This window comes from Micromonospora sp. NPDC023814 (assembly GCF_040639595.1).
GTDB lineage: Bacteria > Actinomycetota > Actinomycetes > Mycobacteriales > Micromonosporaceae > Micromonospora.
The window spans coordinates 36323-55239 of the sequence record NZ_JBFAAF010000015.1; the positions used below are offsets into that span (position 1 = coordinate 36323).

At 72.4% G+C, this 18917-nt stretch carries 18 protein-coding genes; 12 read left to right on the forward strand and 6 right to left on the reverse strand.

The window, feature by feature from the left end; all coding sequences use genetic code 11:
• The first annotated feature begins 80 nt into the window (after window positions 1-80).
• The 7 genes from AB0G14_RS10960 to AB0G14_RS10990 all read left to right on the forward strand — a co-directional run bounded on the left by AB0G14_RS10960 (window position 81) and on the right by AB0G14_RS10990 (window position 7305).
• Window positions 81-389 (forward strand): YbaB/EbfC family nucleoid-associated protein, encoded by a 309-nt coding sequence (locus AB0G14_RS10960; protein ID WP_357696159.1) that lies wholly within the window; start codon window positions 81-83, stop codon window positions 387-389.
• Between the two features lie 7 nt (window positions 390-396).
• Window positions 397-990 carry a recombination mediator RecR gene (gene recR, locus AB0G14_RS10965; RefSeq protein ID WP_357696022.1) on the forward strand — a complete coding sequence of 198 codons (594 nt, stop codon included), beginning with the start codon at window positions 397-399 and terminating at the stop codon, window positions 988-990.
• A gap of 310 nt (window positions 991-1300) precedes the next feature.
• On the forward strand, window positions 1301-2965 hold the full coding sequence (locus tag AB0G14_RS10970; RefSeq protein ID WP_357696024.1) for an ABC transporter substrate-binding protein: 1665 nt from the start codon (window positions 1301-1303) through the stop codon (window positions 2963-2965).
• A 77-nt stretch (window positions 2966-3042) separates the two neighbouring features.
• A complete protein-coding gene (locus AB0G14_RS10975; protein WP_357696026.1) occupies window positions 3043-4047 on the forward strand; it encodes an ABC transporter permease in 1005 nt (334 codons plus the stop codon).
• A complete protein-coding gene (locus tag AB0G14_RS10980) occupies window positions 4044-5012 on the forward strand; it encodes an ABC transporter permease (protein WP_357696028.1) in 969 nt (322 codons plus the stop codon). The genes AB0G14_RS10975 and AB0G14_RS10980 overlap by 4 nt, the downstream gene beginning before the upstream one ends.
• Window positions 5013-5122: 110 nt before the next feature.
• On the forward strand, window positions 5123-6205 hold the full coding sequence (locus tag AB0G14_RS10985) for an ABC transporter ATP-binding protein (protein ID WP_357696030.1): 1083 nt from the start codon (window positions 5123-5125) through the stop codon (window positions 6203-6205).
• Window positions 6202-7305, forward strand: coding sequence for an oligopeptide/dipeptide ABC transporter ATP-binding protein (locus AB0G14_RS10990; protein WP_357456356.1), 1104 nt, complete (start codon window positions 6202-6204; stop codon window positions 7303-7305). Before AB0G14_RS10985 ends, AB0G14_RS10990 begins: the two co-directional genes overlap by 4 nt.
• 48 nt (window positions 7306-7353) lie before the next feature.
• Here the strand turns inward: AB0G14_RS10990 and AB0G14_RS10995 are convergent, their stop codons facing one another.
• Together AB0G14_RS10995 and AB0G14_RS11000 are read right to left on the reverse strand one after the other, a co-directional pair.
• Window positions 7354-7809, reverse strand: a complete 456-nt coding sequence (locus tag AB0G14_RS10995) for a hypothetical protein (RefSeq protein ID WP_357696033.1) — start codon at window positions 7807-7809, stop codon at window positions 7354-7356.
• Window positions 7791-8450: an HNH endonuclease family protein gene (locus AB0G14_RS11000; RefSeq protein WP_357696035.1), complete on the reverse strand. Its 660-nt coding sequence runs from the start codon at window positions 8448-8450 to the stop codon at window positions 7791-7793. Before AB0G14_RS11000 ends, AB0G14_RS10995 begins: the two co-directional genes overlap by 19 nt.
• 108 nt (window positions 8451-8558) lie before the next feature.
• Between AB0G14_RS11000 and AB0G14_RS11005 the strand changes: the two genes are divergently transcribed.
• Window positions 8559-10010: an MFS transporter gene (locus tag AB0G14_RS11005; RefSeq protein WP_357696037.1), complete on the forward strand. Its 1452-nt coding sequence runs from the start codon at window positions 8559-8561 to the stop codon at window positions 10008-10010.
• On the forward strand, window positions 10007-10219 hold the full coding sequence (locus AB0G14_RS11010) for a DUF1737 domain-containing protein (protein WP_357696039.1): 213 nt from the start codon (window positions 10007-10009) through the stop codon (window positions 10217-10219). The genes AB0G14_RS11005 and AB0G14_RS11010 overlap by 4 nt, the downstream gene beginning before the upstream one ends.
• Window positions 10220-10343: 124 nt before the next feature.
• Here the strand turns inward: AB0G14_RS11010 and leuA are convergent, their stop codons facing one another.
• From leuA to AB0G14_RS11025, 3 genes are all read right to left on the reverse strand, one after another.
• Entirely contained in the window at window positions 10344-12095 is a 1752-nt protein-coding gene (gene leuA, locus AB0G14_RS11015; protein ID WP_357696041.1) for a 2-isopropylmalate synthase, read from the reverse strand.
• 238 nt (window positions 12096-12333) lie between these two features.
• Window positions 12334-12885 (reverse strand): nitroreductase family protein, encoded by a 552-nt coding sequence (locus AB0G14_RS11020; RefSeq protein WP_357696043.1) that lies wholly within the window; start codon window positions 12883-12885, stop codon window positions 12334-12336.
• An 85-nt stretch (window positions 12886-12970) separates the two neighbouring features.
• A complete protein-coding gene (locus AB0G14_RS11025; RefSeq protein ID WP_357696045.1) occupies window positions 12971-13855 on the reverse strand; it encodes a hypothetical protein in 885 nt (294 codons plus the stop codon).
• Window positions 13856-14077: 222 nt separating this feature from the next.
• Here AB0G14_RS11025 and AB0G14_RS11030 point away from each other — a divergent pair, with 222 nt between their 5' ends.
• Both AB0G14_RS11030 and AB0G14_RS11035 read left to right on the forward strand, forming a co-directional pair.
• Window positions 14078-15343 (forward strand): aspartate kinase, encoded by a 1266-nt coding sequence (locus AB0G14_RS11030; RefSeq protein WP_357696047.1) that lies wholly within the window; start codon window positions 14078-14080, stop codon window positions 15341-15343.
• A 5-nt stretch (window positions 15344-15348) separates the two neighbouring features.
• The gene (locus AB0G14_RS11035) at window positions 15349-16410 is read left to right on the forward strand and encodes an aspartate-semialdehyde dehydrogenase (protein ID WP_357696049.1); all 1062 of its coding nucleotides are present in this window, start codon (window positions 15349-15351) and stop codon (window positions 16408-16410) included.
• A 9-nt stretch (window positions 16411-16419) separates the two neighbouring features.
• On the opposite strand, the gene AB0G14_RS11040 is transcribed toward AB0G14_RS11035, so the two are convergent.
• Window positions 16420-17841, reverse strand: a complete 1422-nt coding sequence (locus AB0G14_RS11040) for a diguanylate cyclase (protein WP_357696051.1) — start codon at window positions 17839-17841, stop codon at window positions 16420-16422.
• Window positions 17842-18056: 215 nt separating this feature from the next.
• Here AB0G14_RS11040 and AB0G14_RS11045 point away from each other — a divergent pair, with 215 nt between their 5' ends.
• Window positions 18057-18839 (forward strand): phosphodiesterase, encoded by a 783-nt coding sequence (locus AB0G14_RS11045; protein WP_357696053.1) that lies wholly within the window; start codon window positions 18057-18059, stop codon window positions 18837-18839.
• Window positions 18840-18917: the final 78 nt, after the last annotated feature.

An 18917-nucleotide genomic window follows, 5' to 3' on the forward strand; every position in this document is an offset into this window, starting at 1 on the left:
TCACAGCGGATAGGCTGAGCGGCGGCCGAGCAGACGAGTGCGAGAAGGAGCCATCCGTGCGCCCAGGTGGACAGCCGAACATGCAGCAGATGCTGAAGCAGGCGCAGAAGATGCAGCAGCAGATCGCCAAGGCCCAGGCCGAGCTCGCCGAGGCCGAGCTGACCGGCACCGCCGGGGGCGGCCTGGTGACCGCGACCGTCGCCGGCACCGGGGAGCTCAAGGCGATCAAGATCGACCCCAGGGCGGTCGACCCGGAGGACGTGGAGACCCTGGAGGACCTGGTCGTCGCGGCGATGCACAACGCCGCCGAGGCGGCCCGGGAGCTGACCGAGAAGAAGATGGGCCCGGTCACCGGCGGCATGGGCGGCCTCGGCCTGCCCGGTTTCTGAGCGGCAGATGTACGAGGGTGCCATCCAGGACCTGATCGACGAGCTGGGGCGGCTGCCGGGCGTCGGCCCGAAGAGCGCCCAGCGGATCGCCTTCCACGTCCTGTCGGCCGACCCGGCCGACGTCAACCGGCTGGCCGGCGCGCTGCGCAAGGTCAAGGAGCTGGTGCGGTTCTGCACCAGTTGCTACAACGTCGCCGAATCCGACCAGTGCCGGATCTGCCGCGACCCGCGCCGCACCGACGAGGTGCTCTGCGTGGTCGAGGAGCCGAAGGACGTGGTCGCGATCGAGCGGACCGGTGAGTTCCGGGGCCGCTACCACGTGCTCGGCGGGGCGATCAACCCGCTGGAGGGGATCGGGCCCGACAACCTGCGCATCCGCGAGCTGATGACCCGCCTGAGCGGGGGCGCGGTGCGGGAGCTGATCCTGGCCACGGACCCGAACACCGAGGGCGAGGCCACCGCCACCTACCTGGCGTTGATGGTCAAGCCGATGGGCATCGCGGTGACCCGGCTGGCGAGCGGCCTGCCGGTCGGCGGCGACCTGGAGTACGCCGACGAGATCACCCTCGGCCGGGCCTTCGAGGGGCGCCGCGCCGTCTGATCCGCCGATCGTGGCCGGCACCGGATCCCGGTGCCGGCCACCGTCGTACGCGCTTCCACATCCACTGTGGGCTCTGACATGTGGACGAAGCGCGCGTCGATAGATGTAACAAATTTGCATCGGCCAACCTGGACATTCCGCCCCATTGATGGCGGTCTGGCGCTGCCTCCGGGGCGGGGCGCCTCGGTTAAGACACGATCCGGTACCAACCGGTTCGGCGACGGTTTCCCGGCGGTCCGAACGAGGGCTAAGGTCACGGCCATCGGTGACCCCTGTCACCACGTTGTCCGTACCCCCAAGGAGAAGCACCATGCGTGCATCCAGGCCGAAGGTCGCGATCGCGGCCGTCGCGGTCGCGGCCCTCGCGGTAGCAGGCTGCGCCGAGAGCGACCGCGGTGACAGTTCCGGCGGTAGCAAGAAGGACACCCTCGTCTTCGGCGTCGCCGGAGACCCGAAGGTGCTCGACCCGAGCTTCGCCAGCGACGGTGAGTCGCTGCGCGTCGCACGCAGCATCTTCGAGACGCTGGTCACGCCGGAGGAGGGGGGCACGAAGATCACCCCCGGTCTGGCCGAGTCCTGGACTCCGGACGCCGCCGGCACGACGTGGACCTTCAAGCTGCGTTCCGGCGTGAAGTTCCACGACGGCACCGACTTCAACGCCGAGGCGGTCTGCAAGAACTTCGACCGCTGGTACAACGCCAAGGGCCTCATGCAGAGCCCGGACGTGACGGCGTACTGGCAGGACGTCATGGGCGGCTTCGCCAAGAACGAGGACGCGGAGCTGCCGCCGAGCCTCTTCAAGTCCTGCACCGCCAAGGACGCCACCACCGTGGACCTGGCCTTCACCCGGGTCTCCAGCAAGATCCCGGCCGCGCTGATGCTGCCGTCGTTCTCCATCCACAGTCCGACCGCGCTGGAGAAGTACGACGCCAGCAACGTGGGCGGCACCGCCGAGGACATCAAGTACCCGGCGTACGCGATGGAGCACCCGACCGGCACCGGCCCGTTCAAGTTCAAGTCCTGGGACGTCGCCAACAAGACGCTCACCATCGAGCGCAACGACGACTACGCCGGCACCAAGGCCAAGCTGAAGACCATCATCTTCAAGACCATCTCGGACGAGAACGCCCGCAAGCAGGCGCTGCGCTCCGGCGACATCCAGGGCTACGACCTGGTCGGCCCGGCCGACGTCGAGTCGCTGAAGGGTGAGGGCTTCAACGTCCTGACCCGCCCGGCGTTCAACGTGCTCTACCTGGCCATCAACCAGAAGGGCAACCCGAAGCTCGCCGACATCAAGGTCCGGCAGGCCATCGCGCACGCCCTGAACCGGCAGGCGCTGGTCGACTCGAAGCTGCCCCCGGGCGCCAAGGTCGCCGAGAACTTCATGCCGGACACGGTCGAGGGCTGGAACGGCGACGTCGCCAAGTACGAGTACAACCCGGAGAAGGCCAAGCAGCTGCTGGCCGAGGCCGGCGCGACGAACCTGACCCTGAAGTTCCACTACCCGACCGAGGTCACCCGCCCCTACATGCCGAACCCGAAGGACATCTTCGAGCTGCTCTCGGCGGACCTCAAGGCGGTCGGCATCAAGGTCGAGGCCATCCCGCTGAAGTGGAGCCCGGACTACCTCAACGCCACCACCTCCGGCAGCAAGCACGACATCCACTTCCTCGGCTGGACCGGTGACTACGGCGACGCCTACAACTTCATCGGCACCTTCTTCGACCGGCCGAAGGACGAGTGGGGCTTCACCAACAAGGCCCTGTTCGACCAGTTCCAGGACGCCGACACCACCGCCGACCAGGCGGCTCGGGTGGAGAAGTACAAGGCCCTCAACAAGGCCATCATGGAGTTCCTGCCCGGCGTCCCGGTGTCGCACTCGCCGCCGGCGATCGTGTTCGGCAAGGACGTGACCGGGGTCAAGGCCAGCCCGCTCACCGACGAGCGGCTTGAAACGGCCGAGTTCAAGTCCTGACCTGACGCTCCGACCGCGGGCGGGCGCTGTTTCGACAGCGTCCGCCCGCGGCCCTCCGTACCCCCTTCGAGGCCGCCGTGTTCCGGTTCATCGTCAGACGCCTGCTCCAGCTGATACCCACGCTGTTCGGGCTCTCCCTCCTGCTCTTCATCTGGCTCCGCCGACTGCCCGGCGGTCCCGAGACCGCCATCCTCGGCGAGCGCGGGACGCCCGAGATGCGCGCCGCGATCCGGCGCAACATGGGCCTCGACGAGCCGATCCTGGTGCAGTACGGCCGTTTCGTGCGGCGGCTGCTCCGCCTCGACCTCGGCACCTCGACCTCCACCAAGCGCGCGGTCACCACGGAGTTCCTGGAGCGCTTCCCGGGCACCGTCGAGCTGACCGTCATGGCGCTGGTGATCGCGATCGGGCTCGGCATTCCGCTCGGCTACCTGGCCGCCCGCCGTCGCGGCCGGATGCTCGACCACCTCTCGGTCGGCGGCTCGCTGATCGGCATCTGCATCCCCGTTTTCTTCCTGGCCTACGTGCTCAAGGCGATCTTCTCGGAGAACCTCGGCTGGTTCCCGTCCAGCGGCCGGCAGGACCCGACGCTCGGCGCCACCCGGGTCACCAACTTCTTCGTCCTCGACGGCCTGATGACGCGGGAGTGGGACGCCGCCGCCGACGCGATCTGGCACCTGGTGCTGCCGGGCGTCGCGCTGGCCAGCATCCCGCTCGCGATCATCGTCCGGATCACCCGGGCCAGCGTGCTGGAGGTGCTCAACGAGGACTTCGTCCGCACCGCCGAGGCCAAGGGCCTCACCGAGCGGACCGTCCGCCGCCGGCACGTGCTGCGCAACGCGATGCTGCCGGTGGTCACCTCGATCGGCCTGCTCACCGGCGGCCTGCTCTCCGGCGCGGTGCTGACCGAGACCGTCTTCGCCTTCAGCGGCATCGGGGCGTTCATCTACGACGCCATCGGCCAGCGGGACTACCCGGTGCTGATGGGCTTCATCATGATAATCGCGGTGGTGTACGTGCTGGTGAACCTCCTGGTCGACCTCTCCTACAGCCTGATCGACCCGAGGGTGAGGGTCCGATGACGATCACCACCGGCAAGAAGAAGGAAAAGATCGACCGGCTCTCCGAGCTGGCCGCCCGGGACGACGAGCGCGGCGTCAGCCTCTGGCAGGAGGCGTTCCGCCGGTTGCGGCGCAACCCCGCGGCGATCATCGGCGCGGTCATCCTGGTGCTCTTCGTCCTGGTCGCGGTCGTCGGGCCGTTCTTCGTCCCGTACGGACCGACCGACGCGATCGGCATCCGCGAGGGCGTGGTCAAGTCGGGCCAGGGCCTCATCCCCGGCTCCTCCGGCGACCACTGGCTCGGCTACGACCACCAGGGCCGCGACGTGTTCAGCCGGATGATCGTCGGCGCCCGGCAGACCCTGCTCGTCGGCGTGGTCTCCACGCTGATCGGTCTGGCGGTCGGCGCCCTGATCGGTGGGGTCGCCGGCGCGGCGGCCGGGCTGGGCGGCCGGTGGGGCCGGGCCGTCGACACCGCGCTCATGCGAGTCGTCGACATGATGCTGGCGCTGCCCAGCCTCCTGCTGGCGGTGAGCATCGCCGCCCTGCTCGGGGCGAGCCTGATCACCGTGATGATCGCGGTCGGCGTGGTCTCCGTGCCGGTCTTCGCCCGGCTGCTGCGCGGCTCGATGATCTCCCAGGCCAACAGCGACTACGTGCTGGCGGCCACCTCGCTGGGCGTGAAGAAGTCGAAGATCGCGATCACCCACGTGGTGCCGAACTCGCTCGCCCCGGTGATCGTGCAGGCCACGCTGACCCTGGCCACCGCGATCATCGAGGCCGCCGCGCTCTCCTTCCTCGGCCTCGGCAACCCCGACACGGCCGTGCCGGAGTGGGGCGTGATGCTCGCCGACGCGCAGCCGTACCTGGGCATCCGGCCGGGGCTGGCGATCTACCCGGCGGTCGCGATCATCATCACCGCGCTCGGCTTCACCCTGCTCGGTGAGGCGATGCGCGAGGCCCTCGACCCGAAGCTGCGGAAGTAGGTGCCCATGTGTGAAGCGCGAGGAGTGAGCTTGCGAGCCCCGCAGTCGCGAACGGAAGGTCGGCTGTGTGAAGAGTTGCGAGCCCCGCAGTCGCGGACGGAGGGTCGGTAATGTCCCTGCTCGAAGTGGACGACCTCGCCGTCACCTTCGCCCGGCGCGGTCAGCGCACCGTGCACGCCGTGGACGGTGTCTCGTTCTCCGTCGACGCCGGCGAGGTGGTCGGCCTGGTCGGTGAGTCCGGCTGTGGCAAGAGCGTGACCTCGCTGGCGATCATGGGCCTGCTGCCCAAGCAGCCGGGCCTGCGCGTCGGCGGCAAGGCGGTCTTCGACGGCACCGACCTGCTCCAGCTCGACGACCGGTCCCGGCGGGACATCCGCGGCCGGGACGTCGCGATGATCTTCCAGGACCCGCTGTCCTCCCTGAACCCGGTCATCCCGATCGGGTTGCAGGTGACCGAGGTGCTCGCGCGGCACCGGGGGATGAAGGGCGCGGCGGCCGAGAAGGAGGCGGCGGCGCTGCTGGACCGGGTCGGCATCCCCGACCCGAAGCGGCGGTTGAAGGAATACCCGCACCAGCTCTCCGGCGGCATGCGGCAGCGCGCCCTCATCGCGATGGCGGTGGCCTGCAAGCCCCGGCTGCTGATCGCCGACGAGCCGACCACGGCGCTGGACGTCACCATTCAGGCGCAGATCCTGGAGCTGCTCAAGGAGTTGGTCCGCGACTCCGGCACCGCGCTCGTCATGATCACGCACGACCTGGGCGTGGTGGCCGGCATGTGCGACACCATCAACGTGCTCTACGCCGGCCGGGTGGTGGAGACGGCCCGCCGTCGTCCGCTGTTCCGCGAGCCCCGGCACCCGTACACCGTGGGGTTGCTCGGCTCGGTGCCCCGCCTGGACGCCGGGCGCGGGGAGCGACTGAACCCGATCCCCGGCTCGGTCCGCGACGTGCTGCCCTGGCCGGACGGCTGCGCCTTCGCGCCGCGCTGCGCCCGGCGGGTCGACGAGTGCGTGGGGGAGCCGCCCGCGCTGGTGCACGCCCACGACGGACGCAGCTACCGCTGCGTCAACCCGGCGCCGCTGCCCGGCACCGTGCCCCCGCGGGCCGCCGCCACCGCCCCGGCGGCGGACGCTCCGGCGGCGGAGGCGACCGCGGGCCCGGTGCCCGCCCCGCGCGAGGAGGAGAAGCCGTGACCGAGAGCGACATCCTCGTCGAGGTCCGCGACCTGAAGGTGCACTTCCCGATCCGGCGGGGGGTGATCCTCGACCGGACGGTCGGGCATGTGAAGGCGGTCGACGGGGTCGACCTGCGCATCGCGCGCGGCAGGACGTACGGCCTGGTGGGCGAGTCCGGGTGCGGCAAGTCGACGCTCGGCCGGGCGCTGCTCCAGCTCACCCCGCCCACCGGCGGCGAGGTCGCCTTCGACGGCGTCGAGCTGACGAAGCTGCCGGCGGGCAAGCTGCGGTCGATGCGCCGCCGGATGCAGATGATCTTCCAGGACCCGATGTCGAGCCTGGACCCCCGGCAGAACGTCGAGTCGATCCTCACCGAGGGGTTGCAGACCCACGGCATCGGCGGCAACCGCGACGAGCGGCGGCGGATCATCAGCGAGACGCTGGACAAGGTCGGCCTGCCCCGCTGGGCGCTCTCCCGCTACCCGCACGAGTTCTCGGGCGGCCAGCGGCAGCGCATCGGCATCGCCCGGGCGCTGGTGCTCGGGCCCGACCTGATCGTCGCCGACGAGCCGGTCTCCGCGCTCGACGTGTCGATCCAGGCCCAGGTGGTGAACCTGCTCGACGAGCTCCAGGACAGCCTCGGCCTGACCTACCTGGTGATCGCGCACGACCTCGCCGTGGTGCGGCACATCTCCGACACGGTCGGCGTGATGTACCTCGGCGCGCTGGTCGAGGAGGCGCCGAGCGACCGGCTCTACACGGAGCCGCTGCACCCCTACACCCGGGCGCTGATGTCGGCGGTGCCGGTGCCGGACCCGGACGTGGAGGATCGGCGGGAGCGCATCCTGCTCGCTGGCGACCTGCCCTCGCCGGCCAACCCGCCGGCGGGCTGCCGGTTCCACACCCGCTGCCCGTGGGCGCAGCCGACCCGCTGCGCCGACGAGCGGCCGGTGCTGCGGGAGATCGGCGGAAGCCGGGTCGCCTGCCACTTCGCGGAGCGGATCGCCAGCGGCGAGCTGCGCCCGCACAAGGTCAGCGTGCAGATCACCCGCCCGATGGGCGAGGGCGAGGAGCCCCACACCGTCTCCGCCCCCAGCGAGCCCGGCTCGTACGTCTGACCCGCGGCGCGGACGCGGTCCCGCCGAGGGGCCGCGTCCGACCGGTGGTCAGCCCTCGGGGCGGTGCAGCAGGGCGACGGCGATGCCGTGCACCGCGTCCAACCCGGCCGGATCAGCCAGCGGGACCCTGCCGCCGGTGACCGAGTACCACTCGTCGGCGTCCTTGTACTGCACCGACAGCGTGACCTGGCCGTCGGCGTAGCCAGTGCGCAGGGTCAGCTCGCCGGTCACCACGCCGACCTCGTCGGTCATCACCCCGCCCGGGCCGGGCACGAGGTCGGCGGTGCGTTCCTGGGCGGCGGCCGACGCGCCGCCGGCGTCGGCGGCCATGCCCGCCCCCGGCACCGCGGTCTGCGTGGCGGCCGTCCCGTCCGCCGTCATGCCGGCCGTGGTCGGCCCCGCCGGCGCGCTGCCGGTGGCCGCCGCCGCGTCCTCCCCGCCGGAGTCCGGCATCTGCTCGGGGGCGGGGTTCGCCCCGGCCCCGGTCACGGCTTGTTCGCCCATGTGCAGCCCTCCAACATGTCGGTCAGGGCGGCCTTCTCGGCGCTGGTCACCGTGAGCCGCCAGTGGTGCTTGACCGTCACCCAGTTCTCGGCGTACTGGCACCAGAACGACCGGTTCGCCGGTTTCCACTGGGACGGGTCCTGATCACCCTTTGCCCGGTTGGAGTTCTTGGAAACCGCGATGAGCTGCGGTCGGTCCATGTCGTTGGCGAAGTCGCCGCGCTTGGCGTCGTCCCACTCGTCGGCGCCGGAACGCCACGCGTTCGCCAGCGGCACCATGTGGTCGATGTCCACGTCGGACGGATCGGTCAGGGCGCGGTCGTCGTACACGCTCTCCCACCGGCCGCCGACCACGTTGCAGCCGGAGAGCTTGATGTCCTCCCCGTCGCGCTTCAGCACGCTGTCCCGCACGTCGCAGTTCTTGCCGGTGTCCCGCCAGTGCGGGAAACGCTCCCGGCTGTAGCCCTTCATCGACCCCGCGCCGGCGACGCTGAGCTGGGCCAGCTTCTGCGCGGCGTTGCCGCCGCTGCTGCTCGGCGGGGCGTCCGGCTCGTCGACGGGGACGCAGCCGGCCGCGCCGAGCGCCAGCGCCGCGGCCAGCGCGGCCGTCACCGCGACGCACGGTCCTGATCTGGTACGCACAGACGACACCTCTCCAGCTTGCGGGCTCCCGGCGATCCCGCACAGTACCCGGGCATGGTTTCGGCGTTTCGTGGCGTCTCTCATATGGTGCGGGGAAGATTGGACGCCATGACCGACTCCGCGCCCGCGCTCCGGCTGGGCACCGCCCACGGTCGGGGCACCCTGCTCGCCGCCGTCCTCGCCTCCGGCATGGTCTTCCTGGACAGCACGGTGGTCAATGTGGCGCTGCCCCGGCTCGGCGCGGAACTCGAGGCCACCGTCGCCGGTCTCCAGTGGACGGTCAACGGATACCTGCTGATGCTCGCCGCCTTCGTCCTGCTCGGCGGCGCGCTCGGCGACCGCTTCGGGCGGCGGCGGGTCTTCCTGCTCGGGGTGGTCTGGTTCACCGCCGCCTCGCTGCTCTGCGGCCTGGCCCAGGGCACGGAGTGGCTGATCGCGGCCCGCTTCCTCCAGGGCGCCGGCGGCGCCCTGCTGACGCCGGGCTCGCTGTCGGTGCTCCAGGCCAGCTTCCACCCCGACGACCGGGGGCGGGCGATCGGCGCCTGGTCGGGGCTGTCCGGCGTCTCCACCGCGCTCGGCCCGTTCATCGGCGGCTGGCTGATCGACGCGCTCTCCTGGCGGTGGATCTTCTTCCTCAACCTGCCGCTGGCCGTGCTGGTGGTGCTCGCCGCGCTGCGCTGGGTGCCGGAGAGCCGGGACGAGGCCGCCTCCCGCACCCGGGCGGCCGGCCGGCGCCGCCGCTTCGACGTGGCCGGCGCGCTGCTCGGCGCGCTCGCCCTGGCCGGCGTCACGTACGCGCTGATCGACGCCCCGGCGCGCGGCTTCGACTCGGCGCCGGTGCTGGTCGCGGCGCTGCTCGGGGTGGCCGGCGCGGTGGCCTTCGTGCTCGTCGAGCGGCGCCGGGGCGACACCGCGATGCTGCCCACCGGGCTGTTCAGCAGCCAGCTCTTCTCCGTGCTGAACGTCTTCACCGTGCTGGTCTACGCGGCGCTCGGCGGCTTCACCTTCTTCCTCGCCGTCTACCTGCAGAACGTGGTCGGCTGGTCGGCGCTGCTCACCGGGGTCGCGTTGCTGCCGATGACGGTGCTGCTGCTGGTCGGCTCGGCGCGGGCCGGCGCGCTGTCGGCGCGGATCGGGCCACGGCTGCCGCTGACCGTCGGGCCGGTGGTCGCCGCCGCCGGGCTGGTGCTGCTGCGGGGCGTCGACCCCGACGCGTCGTACTGGCGGGACGTGCTGCCCGGGGTGGTGCTCTTCGGGGTCGGGCTGACGCTGGTGGTGGCGCCGCTGACCGCGTCGGTGCTGGCGGCGGTCGACGACCGGTTCGCCGGCGTGGCGAGCGGCTTCAACAACGCCGCGTCCCGGGCGGGCGGACTGCTGGCGGTGGCCGCGCTCCCGCTGCTGGTCGGGCTCTCCGGCACCGGCTACGAGCAGGCGGGCGAGCTGACCGGCGCCTACCGGGACGCGATGCTCTGGTGCGCCGGCCTGCTGCTGGCCGGCGCGGCGTTGGCCGCCCTGCTCATCCACCGCCCGCCCCGCGAAGGCGGTACGGTCGCCGCGTGACGGATCAGGACAAGGCGTCGCCCCGCCTGCGCTACCGCCTGCTCACCGGGCCGGACGACGCCGACTTCTGCCGGCGCGTCAGCGAGGCGCTCGCCGACGGGTACCGGCTGCACGGCTCGCCCGCGATGACCTTCGACGGTGAGCGGGTCGTGGTCGCCCAGGCGGTGGTGCTCGCGGACGGTTGGGCGGCCGGCATCACTCCCGTCTGATCACGGCAGCGCCGACGGCGCGACCGCCGGGCGTACGACGCCTGCGGCGGCTCGGGCGGGTGGCGACGTGCGGAAAGGGCCCCCTGCGATCGCCAGGCGTTGGCAGGGGACCCTTCCTCGCGCGTCAGGCGCGGGCGCGGTTGACGGCGCTCGTCACGGCCTTGATCGAGGCGGTGATGATGTTGGCGTCGGTGCCCACGCCCCAGACCGTACGACCGTCGACCTCGCACTCCACGTACGCGGCGGCCTGCGCGTCCCCGCCGGAGGAGAGCGCATGCTCGTGGTAGTCGAGCACCCGCACCGCCACGCCCACCGACTGGAGCGCGTTGACGTACGCGTCGATCGGGCCGTTGCCGACCGCGGTCAGCGAGTGGGCCTCGCCGCCCAGGCCGACGCGGGCCTCGATCTCGACCTTGCCCTCGGGGGTGCCGATGGCGTAGCCGTCCAGGGTGAGCGCCGGGTCGGCCTGGTGGTCGAGCAGGTAGTGCCCCGCGAAGATCTCCCACATCGTGCCCGGGTCGACCTCGCCGCCGTCGTGGTCGGTGACCTGCTGGACCACGCCCGAGAACTCGATCTGGAGCCGGCGCGGCAGGTCGAGCTGGTGCTCGCTCTTCATGATGTACGCGACGCCGCCCTTGCCGGACTGCGAGTTGACCCGGATGACCGCCTCATAGGTGCGGCCCAGGTCCTTCGGGTCGATCGGCAGGTAGGGCACCGCCCAGGTGAAGTTGTCGACGGGCACCCCGGCCGCCGCCGCGTCCGCCGTCAGGGCGTCGAAGCCCTTCTTGATCGCGTCCTGGTGGGAGCCGGAGAAGGCGGTGTAGACCAGGTCGCCCGCGTACGGGTGACGCTCGTGCACCGGGAGCTGGTTGCAGTACTCGACGGCCCGCTTCACCTCGTCGATGTGCGAGAAGTCGATCATCGGGTCGATGCCCTGGGAGAACAGGTTCAGGCCCAGCGTCACCAGGTCGACGTTGCCGGTGCGCTCGCCGTTGCCGAACAGGCAGCCCTCGACCCGGTCCGCGCCGGCCAGCAGGCCCAGCTCGGCGGCGGCCACGCCGGTGCCCCGGTCGTTGTGCGGGTGCAGGCTCAGCACCAGGCTGTCCCGCCGGGGCAGGTGCCGGTGCATCCACTCGATCGAGTCGGCGTAGACGTTCGGCATCGCCATCTCGACGGTGGCGGGCAGGTTGACGATCAGCTTCCGGTCCGGCGTCGGGTCGACCACCTCGATGACCTTGGCGCAGACCTCCAGCGCGTACTCCAGCTCCGTGCCGGTGTACGACTCCGGCGAGTACTCGTAGTGGATGTCGGTGTCCGGGGTGTGGATCTCCGCGTACTTCTGGCAGAGCCGCGCGCCCTGGGTGGCGATGTCCGCGATGCCGTCGCGGTCCAGCCCGAAGACCACCCGGCGCTGGAGCGTGGAGGTCGAGTTGTAGAAGTGCACGATCGCGCGCCGCGCGCCGCGCAGCGACTCGAAGGTGCGGTCGATCAGGTGCTCCCGGCACTGGGTGAGCACCTGGATCGTGACGTCGGAGGGGATCAGGTCCTGCTCGATCAGCTGCCGGATGAAGTCGTAGTCGGTCTGGCTGGCCGAGGGGAAGCCGACCTCGATCTCCTTGTAGCCCATCTGCACCAGGAGCTGGAACATCCGCCGCTTGCGCTCCGGCGACATCGGGTCGATGAGCGCCTGGTTGCCGTCGCGCAGGTCCACCGCGCACCAGCGCGGCGCGGTCTCGACGTGCCGGGTCGGCCAGGTGCGGTCCGGCAGGTCGATGCGGAACTGCTGCTGGTAGGGCTGGTAGCGGTGGTACGGCATCCCGCTGGGGCGCTGCCGGGCGATCGGATCGGTCTCCGCGTCGGTGACGGGTTGAGCCATGACGAAGTGCTCCCCTTGAACATGTGGCGTCAGCAATCGGAAGGTGTCGGCCAGGTGCCGGGGCGACGGTGCCCGGGCGGTGCCGATGGGAAGTTCGGATGTGCTGGACGGCGCGGTTCGACTCCGCGACGAGGTGCCGGCCTTCAGGCCTCGTCGCGGCGACCAAGGAGGAGGTACGCCTGCCACATGACCAGGTAACCCTACGTGGTGGGACGAGTCGCGGGAAGGACGGTCCGGACTATGAGACGTACTTCGCATTCCCGCTGGTCAGCACGATCTCGGCCAGGGGGAGGCGGCGCCGCAGGCCGGTCTCCGACCCGAGCAGGTCGGCGGGCAGGCTGAGCGGGTCGCCGAGCTGCCCGACGGCCACCACCACGTGCGGCCGTACGCCGTCCGGCAGGTCGAGGTCGGCGGCCAGGCCGGCGCGGTCCAGGCCGCGCAGCTGGCGCACGTGCAGGCCGAGCGCCGTGGCCTGCACGGTGAGGTGGGCGATGGCCTGACCCAGGTCGTAGAGGTGCCCGGCGGCCCCGGTCAGGTGGGTGCCCAGCAGCAGGGCGGAGGCGCGCTGGGCCCACCGCTGGTCCGGCTCCGGCAGGTTCACCAGGATCCGCTTGAACGTCTCGTCGTCGCGGTGCCCGAGGACGAACCGCCACGGCTGGACGTTGCCGGCCGAGGGCGCCCAGCGGGCCGCCTCGAGCAGCGTCGACGCGTGGTCGGCGGCCAGTTCCGCCGTCGGGTCGAAGGACCGGGGGCTCCAGCGGAACGCGAGCAGCGGGGTGAGGTCGACCATGCGACGAGTGTCCCGTACGGGCGGTTCGACAACTAAGGGAGGTATGTCCGAATGTGGGGAAAAGCACCCGTAACGTGCGGCTGGGTCAGAGCGTTCCCGCGCTCGGGCTGTCGGTCGGCTCCGGCGCCGCCGTACCGAGCGGCTCGCCGTCCACCACGGGACCGGCGAGCTGCACGGTCGCCGGGGCCGGCCCGGGCGGCCCGGCCAGGGTGAGCGTGCCGAACGCCGTGCGTACCGCGGTGGGCGTGCCGTCGGGGCCGTAGCAGTAGATGCCCACGTCCAGCGGGGCGTTGATCGAGGCCGAGGTGGTCTCCACCGAGTAGCAGGTGCCCGACGCCCCGGGCAGGGGCTGGGCGGGTGACACGGCGAGCGGGGCCCGCCGGTCGGTCAGCACGTCCAGCCAGTCGGTGAACGGGTGCTGCACCCGGGGGTCCAGCCGGCGGGGCACCGCGTCGTCCCGGTCGCCGAGGCGTACGCAGCTCGCCGGCTCGGGCCGGGCGGCGGACGGCAGGGCGCACTGGAACAGCCCGTCGGCGGTGGCGGCGAGTGAGACGTCCGCGGTGCCGCCGAGCGCGCCGCCCGGGACGTCGACCCGCCAGGTGCCGTCGTTCGCGCTGGTCACCATGATCGTGCGGTCCGGGGCGTCCGGGCTGCGCAGCGTGTAGCCGGCGACCAGGTGCCGGTCCTGCGCCGCCGCGGCCAGCGCGGCCAGCGCGTCGCGCGCCGCGTCCATCCCTGCCGGGACGGGCGTCGACGGGGCGGGCGGTGGCGGGACCGGCTCGTCGGCGGTGCAGGCGACGAGGAGCACCGGCAGGGCGAGCGCGAGTGGGCCGGCGAGGCGTCGGGCCGGCCGTACCGCCGTGCGGAGGCCGGCGACGGGGGCGCGGACCTCCTCGGCGGCGGCCTTCCCGGCCCGGGCGGACTGACGATCGCGCCCGCGGGGGCCGGCCGGACTCAGGTGGGCGTGCACCGGGTCATTCTGCGGCCCGGGAACGGCGCGCGGGGGCCCTGCCGCCCCGTCCGCCCGGCGTGTCGCACGCCACGCCCCCCGCGTCGGCCGGGCCGGATCGTGGGATCACCTGACCCGACCGAGCCGGTCGACCGATACCCTGAAGGCGTCTGACACGCGCCGCCGGCCCCGACCGGCGGCGTCGGCACGCTCAGGGTCGTCGCTGGGAGGGAGTGCACCGTCGTGGCACTCGTGGTGCAGAAGTACGGCGGGTCCTCCGTCGCCAACGCCGAGCGGATCAAGCGCGTGGCCGAGCGCATCGTCGCCGCGCGCAAGGCCGGCGACGACGTCGTGGTGGTGGTCTCCGCCATGGGGGACACCACCGACGAGCTGCTCGACCTGGCCAACCAGGTCAGCCCGCTGCCGCCGGGCCGCGAGCTGGACATGCTGCTCACGGCCGGGGAGCGGATCTCCATGGCGCTGCTCGCCATGGCCATCCACAACCTGGGGTACGAGGCCCGCTCGTTCACCGGTTCGCAGGCCGGCGTGATCACCACGTCGGTGCACGGCCGGGCGCGGATCATCGACGTCACGCCGGGCCGGCTCAAGGGCGCGCTCGACGAGGGCGCGGTGGTGATCGTGGCCGGCTTCCAGGGCGTCTCCCAGGACACCAAGGACGTCACGACGCTGGGCCGGGGCGGTTCCGACACCACCGCCGTGGCGCTGGCCGCCGCCCTGCACGCGGACGTCTGCGAGATCTACACCGACGTCGACGGCATCTTCAGCGCCGACCCGCGGATCGTCCCCGACGCGCGACACATCAAGCAGATCACCTACGAGGAGATGCTGGAGCTGGCCGCCTGCGGCGCCAAGGTCCTGCACCTGCGCAGCGTGGAGTACGCCCGCCGGGCGGGCTTGCCGATCCACGTCCGTTCGTCATACTCGACCAACACCGGCACGATGGTCACCGGATCGATGGAGGACCTTCCTGTGGAGCAAGCACTGATCACCGGGGTCGCCCACGACCGCAGCGAAGCCAAGATCACGATCGTGGGGGTGCCCGACGAGCCGGGCGCCGCCGCGCGGATCTTCGACACCGTGGCCGGTGCCGAGATCAACATCGACATGATCGTGCAGAACGTCTCCACCGAGGGCACCGGGCGCACCGACATCTCCTTCACCCTGCCCAAGACCGACGGCCCGACGGCCATGGCCGCGCTCAGCAAGATCCAGGAGTCGGTCAAGTTCAAGGGCCTGCTCTACGACGACCACGTCGGCAAGGTGTCGCTGATCGGGGCGGGCATGCGCTCGCACCCCGGCGTCGCGGCCGGCTTCTTCGCCGCTCTCGGCGCGGCCGGCGTGAACATCGAGATGATCTCCACCTCGGAGATCCGGGTCTCCGTGGTCTGCCGCGACACCGACCTGGACGCCGCCGTGCGCGCCATCCACGAGGCGTTCGACCTCGGCGGCGACACCGAGGCCGTCGTCTACGCGGGGACGGGACGGTAGCCCCCGTGTCGTCGCTGCCCACCCTGGCCGTGGTCGGAGCGACCGGTGCCGTCGGCACCGTGATGTGCGAGCTGCTCACCGGGCGGAAGAACGTCTGGGGAGAGATCCGGCTGCTCGCCTCCGAGCGCTCGGCCGGGCGGCGGGTGCGCTGCCGGGGCGAGGAGCTGACCGTCCGGGCGCTGACCCCGGAGGCGTTCGACGGCGTCGACGTGGCGATGTTCGACGTGCCGGACGACGTCTCCGCGCGGTGGGCCCCGGTCGCGGTGGGCCGGGGCGCCGTCGCGGTGGACAACTCCGGCGCCTTCCGGATGGACCGCGACGTCCCGCTGGTGGTGCCGGAGATCAACCCCGAGCAGGTGCGCAACCGGCCGAAGGGGATCATCGCCAACGCCAACTGCACCACCCTCGCGATGATCGTCGCGGTCGCCCCGCTGCACCGCGAGTACGGGCTGCGCGAGCTGGTGCTCGCCTCCTACCAGGCGGTCTCCGGCGCCGGTCAGGCCGGCGTGGACACCCTGCACACCCAGCTCACCAAGATCGCCGGTGACCGGGCCCTCGGCTCCCGCCCCGGCGACGTACGCCAGGCGGTCGGCGACGAGCTGGGCCCGTTCCCGGCGCCGGTGGCGCTCAACGTGGTGCCCTGGGCGGGCTCGCTGGCCGAGGCGGGCTGGTCGTCCGAGGAGATGAAGCTGCGCAACGAGTCGCGCAAGATCCTCGGGCTGCCCGACCTCAAGGTCTCGGCCACCTGCGTACGGGTGCCGGTGGTGACCGGCCACTCCGTCGCGGTGCACGCGGTCTTCGCCACCGAGGTGGACGCCGAGGGCGCCCGCGAGGTGCTGCGCAACGCCCCTGGGGTGATCCTGGTCGACGAGCCGGGCGACGGCGAGTTCCCGATGCCGATCGACGCGGTCGGCACCGACCCGTCCTGGGTGGGCCGGATCCGCCGCGCCGTCGACGACCCGCGCGCCCTCGACTTCTTCGTCACCGGCGACAACCTGCGCAAGGGCGCGGCCCTCAACACCGCCCAGATCGCCGAACTCCTCGCCAAGGAACTGACCCCCCGCTGACGGGTGCGGTCAGGCGGCGGCCAGGCGGACGCCGTCGCGGCCGTGCCGCTTCACCGCGTAGAGCGCCTGGTCGGCGCGGCGCAGGGTGAGTTCGGGGGACTCGCCGGGGCGGGGCAGGGCCACCCCCACGCTGATCGTGCGGCCGATCTGCCGCGCCGCCTCGGTGAGGCGCTCGGCGATCCGGACGGCCTCGTCGGGGCGGTTCACCTCGATCACCGCCACGAACTCGTCGCCGCCGATCCGGTACAGCTCGTCGCCGTGCCGCAGCGCCCCCTCCAGGGCCCGGGCCAGCCGGACCAGCACCCGATCGCCGGCCTGGTGGCCGTACGTGTCGTTGACGCTCTTGAAGCCGTCCACGTCGATCGCCAGCAGGGCCGTACGACCGGGGGTGGCCACGGCGATGCGTCGGCCGAACGGGCCGGTGTGGCGCAGCCCGGTCAGCGGGTCGGAGTTGGCCTGCTCCCGCAGCCGGGCGACGGTGCGCAGCCGGTCCAGGCAGCTACACGCCTGGCCGGCGAGCAGCTCCAGCAGGTTGACGGTGGTCGGGTCGGGGCGCAGCAGCCGCTCGTCGGCGACCAGCAGCACCCCGCCGTCGCCGGGTGGGCCGACCGGCACCGCGACCAGGGTGCGCACCCCGGCCCGGGACAGCGGCCGGTGGTCGGGGACCGGTGGATGCCCCGCCTCGCCGAGCGTGTACCCCACTCCGTGGTGGTGGGCGCGGCTGATCATCCGGCCCAGCGCGGCGGGGCCCGCCTCGGTCAACTCCGCCCGGATCCGGGACTCGAACTCGCCGGGGGTGGCGGTGGGCGCGCCCAGCCGGGGCCCCTCCGGCCCGGCGAGCACCAGCACGGCGGCGGAGAGTGTGGAGACGTCCCGGGCCGCGGCGATCGCGGCGGCGAACAGGTCCCACTCCGTCGACGCGGAGGTCAGCGCGGTGGCGTGCCGGAGCAGCTTCTCGCTGCGGCTCTCCGCGGGCGGCCCGCCGAGCGCCACGATCCGGGCGCCGAGCCGGGCGGCCAGCCGCTCGGCGGTCTCCCCCCACCGGGCCAGGTCGGCCGGCCCGCGCCACTGGAGGTCCAGCACGCCGATCGGCCGCCCCGCCGGGTCCAGTACCGGTACGCAGACCTCGGCGGTGACGTCGGGGCGTACCGGGATGTAGTCGGGGTCGTCGGCGACGTCGGGCACGACGGCGGTCTCGCCGGAGGCGTACACCCGCCCGACGATCCCGGTCTTCGGCGGCACGGTCGAGAAGACCTGCCAGGAGCCGGTCGCCGCGACGCAGCGGAGCCGGTCGTGCACCTGGAGCAGGACGGAGATGGTGGCCGGCGCGTACCGGGCGAGCGCGGTGACGGCCCACTGGCACGCCTCCAGGGCGGTCGACGCCATGGGGAGGCGGACCGTCACGTCACGGATGACTCGCTCGTGATCCACTGGGCACGTCGTTCCAGGTTGGGAGGGGTGCGGGCCGGCGGGCGGGCCCGCACCAAGGGTACTCAGCGAGGCGCCGTGCCACCCGGAGCGAGATCGTCCACAGCCTTCGTACACATGTGCTATCCACAGGCTGTGGACACGGCCTGTGGGTTCGGGCGGGCCGCGCGGCGGGGCTCGCGGCGATAGCGTGAGGGTTCCGGTCGAGTGGAGGCACGATGCTCATCGCCCAGCTCAGTGATCCGCACGTGACCACCGGCGTGCTCGCCGCCGAACCGGCCGTCGGCCTGCACCGTGCCCTCGGCCGGGTGTTGGCGCTGAACCCCCGGCCGGAGTGCGTGGTCGTCACCGGCGACCTCGTCGACCACGGCCGCCCCGACGAGTACGCCGCGCTGCGCGAGATCATCGGCCGGTTCCCGCTGCCGCTGCATCTGGTCGCCGGCAACCACGACGACCGGGAGTCGCTCCTCGACACCTTCGGCGGCACGCCGTGGCTCGGTGGCGGTTTCTCGGCCTACTACCACGTCGACCACCCCGAGGCGACGATCGTGGTGCTGGATTCGCTGATGCCGGCCGGCGACGGCGCCGGCTGCCTCGGCGAGGACCAGCTCGGCTGGCTGGACGGGGTGCTGGCCGGCCGGCCGGAGGTGCCGGCCGTGGTCTGCCTGCACCACCCGCCGGCGCCGGTCGGCATCCCGGCCGCCGACGACATCCGGCTGACCGACGGGGACGCGCTGGCCGAGGTGATCGCCCGGCACCCGCACGTCGCCCGGGTGGTCGCCGGGCACGTCCACCGCCCGGTCACGGTGACCTTCGCCGGCACGGTGCTCACCACCGCGCCGAGCACCTGGCGGCAGAGCACGCTCACCATGAGCGCCGACGAGCAGATCGGCTGGGTCACCGAGCCGACCGGCTTTCTGCTGCACCGGGTCGCCGCGGGTGGCTGCGTCACCCACCTGGTGCAGGTCAGCCACGCCGCCGGCAAGACCTGCGGATTCTGACCCGGGCGCTGACGCCGGGCACCGGGCTGACCGGCGGACCGTCTCTCCTGCGGGCCCGGACAACCGGGAGGACCAGGA

What these genes read in the sequence shown, in the direction of transcription:
- AB0G14_RS10960 (WP_357696159.1), top strand. Translation starts at nt 81, where the DNA reads ATGCAGCAGATGCTGAAGCAGGCGCAGAAGATGCAGCAGCAGATCGCC.
- recR (WP_357696022.1), top strand. Translation starts at nt 397, where the DNA reads ATGTACGAGGGTGCCATCCAGGACCTGATCGACGAGCTGGGGCGGCTG.
- AB0G14_RS10970 (WP_357696024.1), top strand. Translation starts at nt 1,301, where the DNA reads ATGCGTGCATCCAGGCCGAAGGTCGCGATCGCGGCCGTCGCGGTCGCG.
- AB0G14_RS10980 (WP_357696028.1), top strand. Translation starts at nt 4,044, where the DNA reads ATGACGATCACCACCGGCAAGAAGAAGGAAAAGATCGACCGGCTCTCC.
- AB0G14_RS10985 (WP_357696030.1), top strand. Translation starts at nt 5,123, where the DNA reads ATGTCCCTGCTCGAAGTGGACGACCTCGCCGTCACCTTCGCCCGGCGC.
- AB0G14_RS10995 (WP_357696033.1), bottom strand. Translation starts at nt 7,809, where the DNA reads ATGGGCGAACAAGCCGTGACCGGGGCCGGGGCGAACCCCGCCCCCGAG.
- AB0G14_RS11005 (WP_357696037.1), top strand. Translation starts at nt 8,559, where the DNA reads ATGACCGACTCCGCGCCCGCGCTCCGGCTGGGCACCGCCCACGGTCGG.
- leuA (WP_357696041.1), bottom strand. Translation starts at nt 12,095, where the DNA reads ATGGCTCAACCCGTCACCGACGCGGAGACCGATCCGATCGCCCGGCAG.
- AB0G14_RS11020 (WP_357696043.1), bottom strand. Translation starts at nt 12,885, where the DNA reads ATGGTCGACCTCACCCCGCTGCTCGCGTTCCGCTGGAGCCCCCGGTCC.
- AB0G14_RS11045 (WP_357696053.1), top strand. Translation starts at nt 18,057, where the DNA reads ATGCTCATCGCCCAGCTCAGTGATCCGCACGTGACCACCGGCGTGCTC.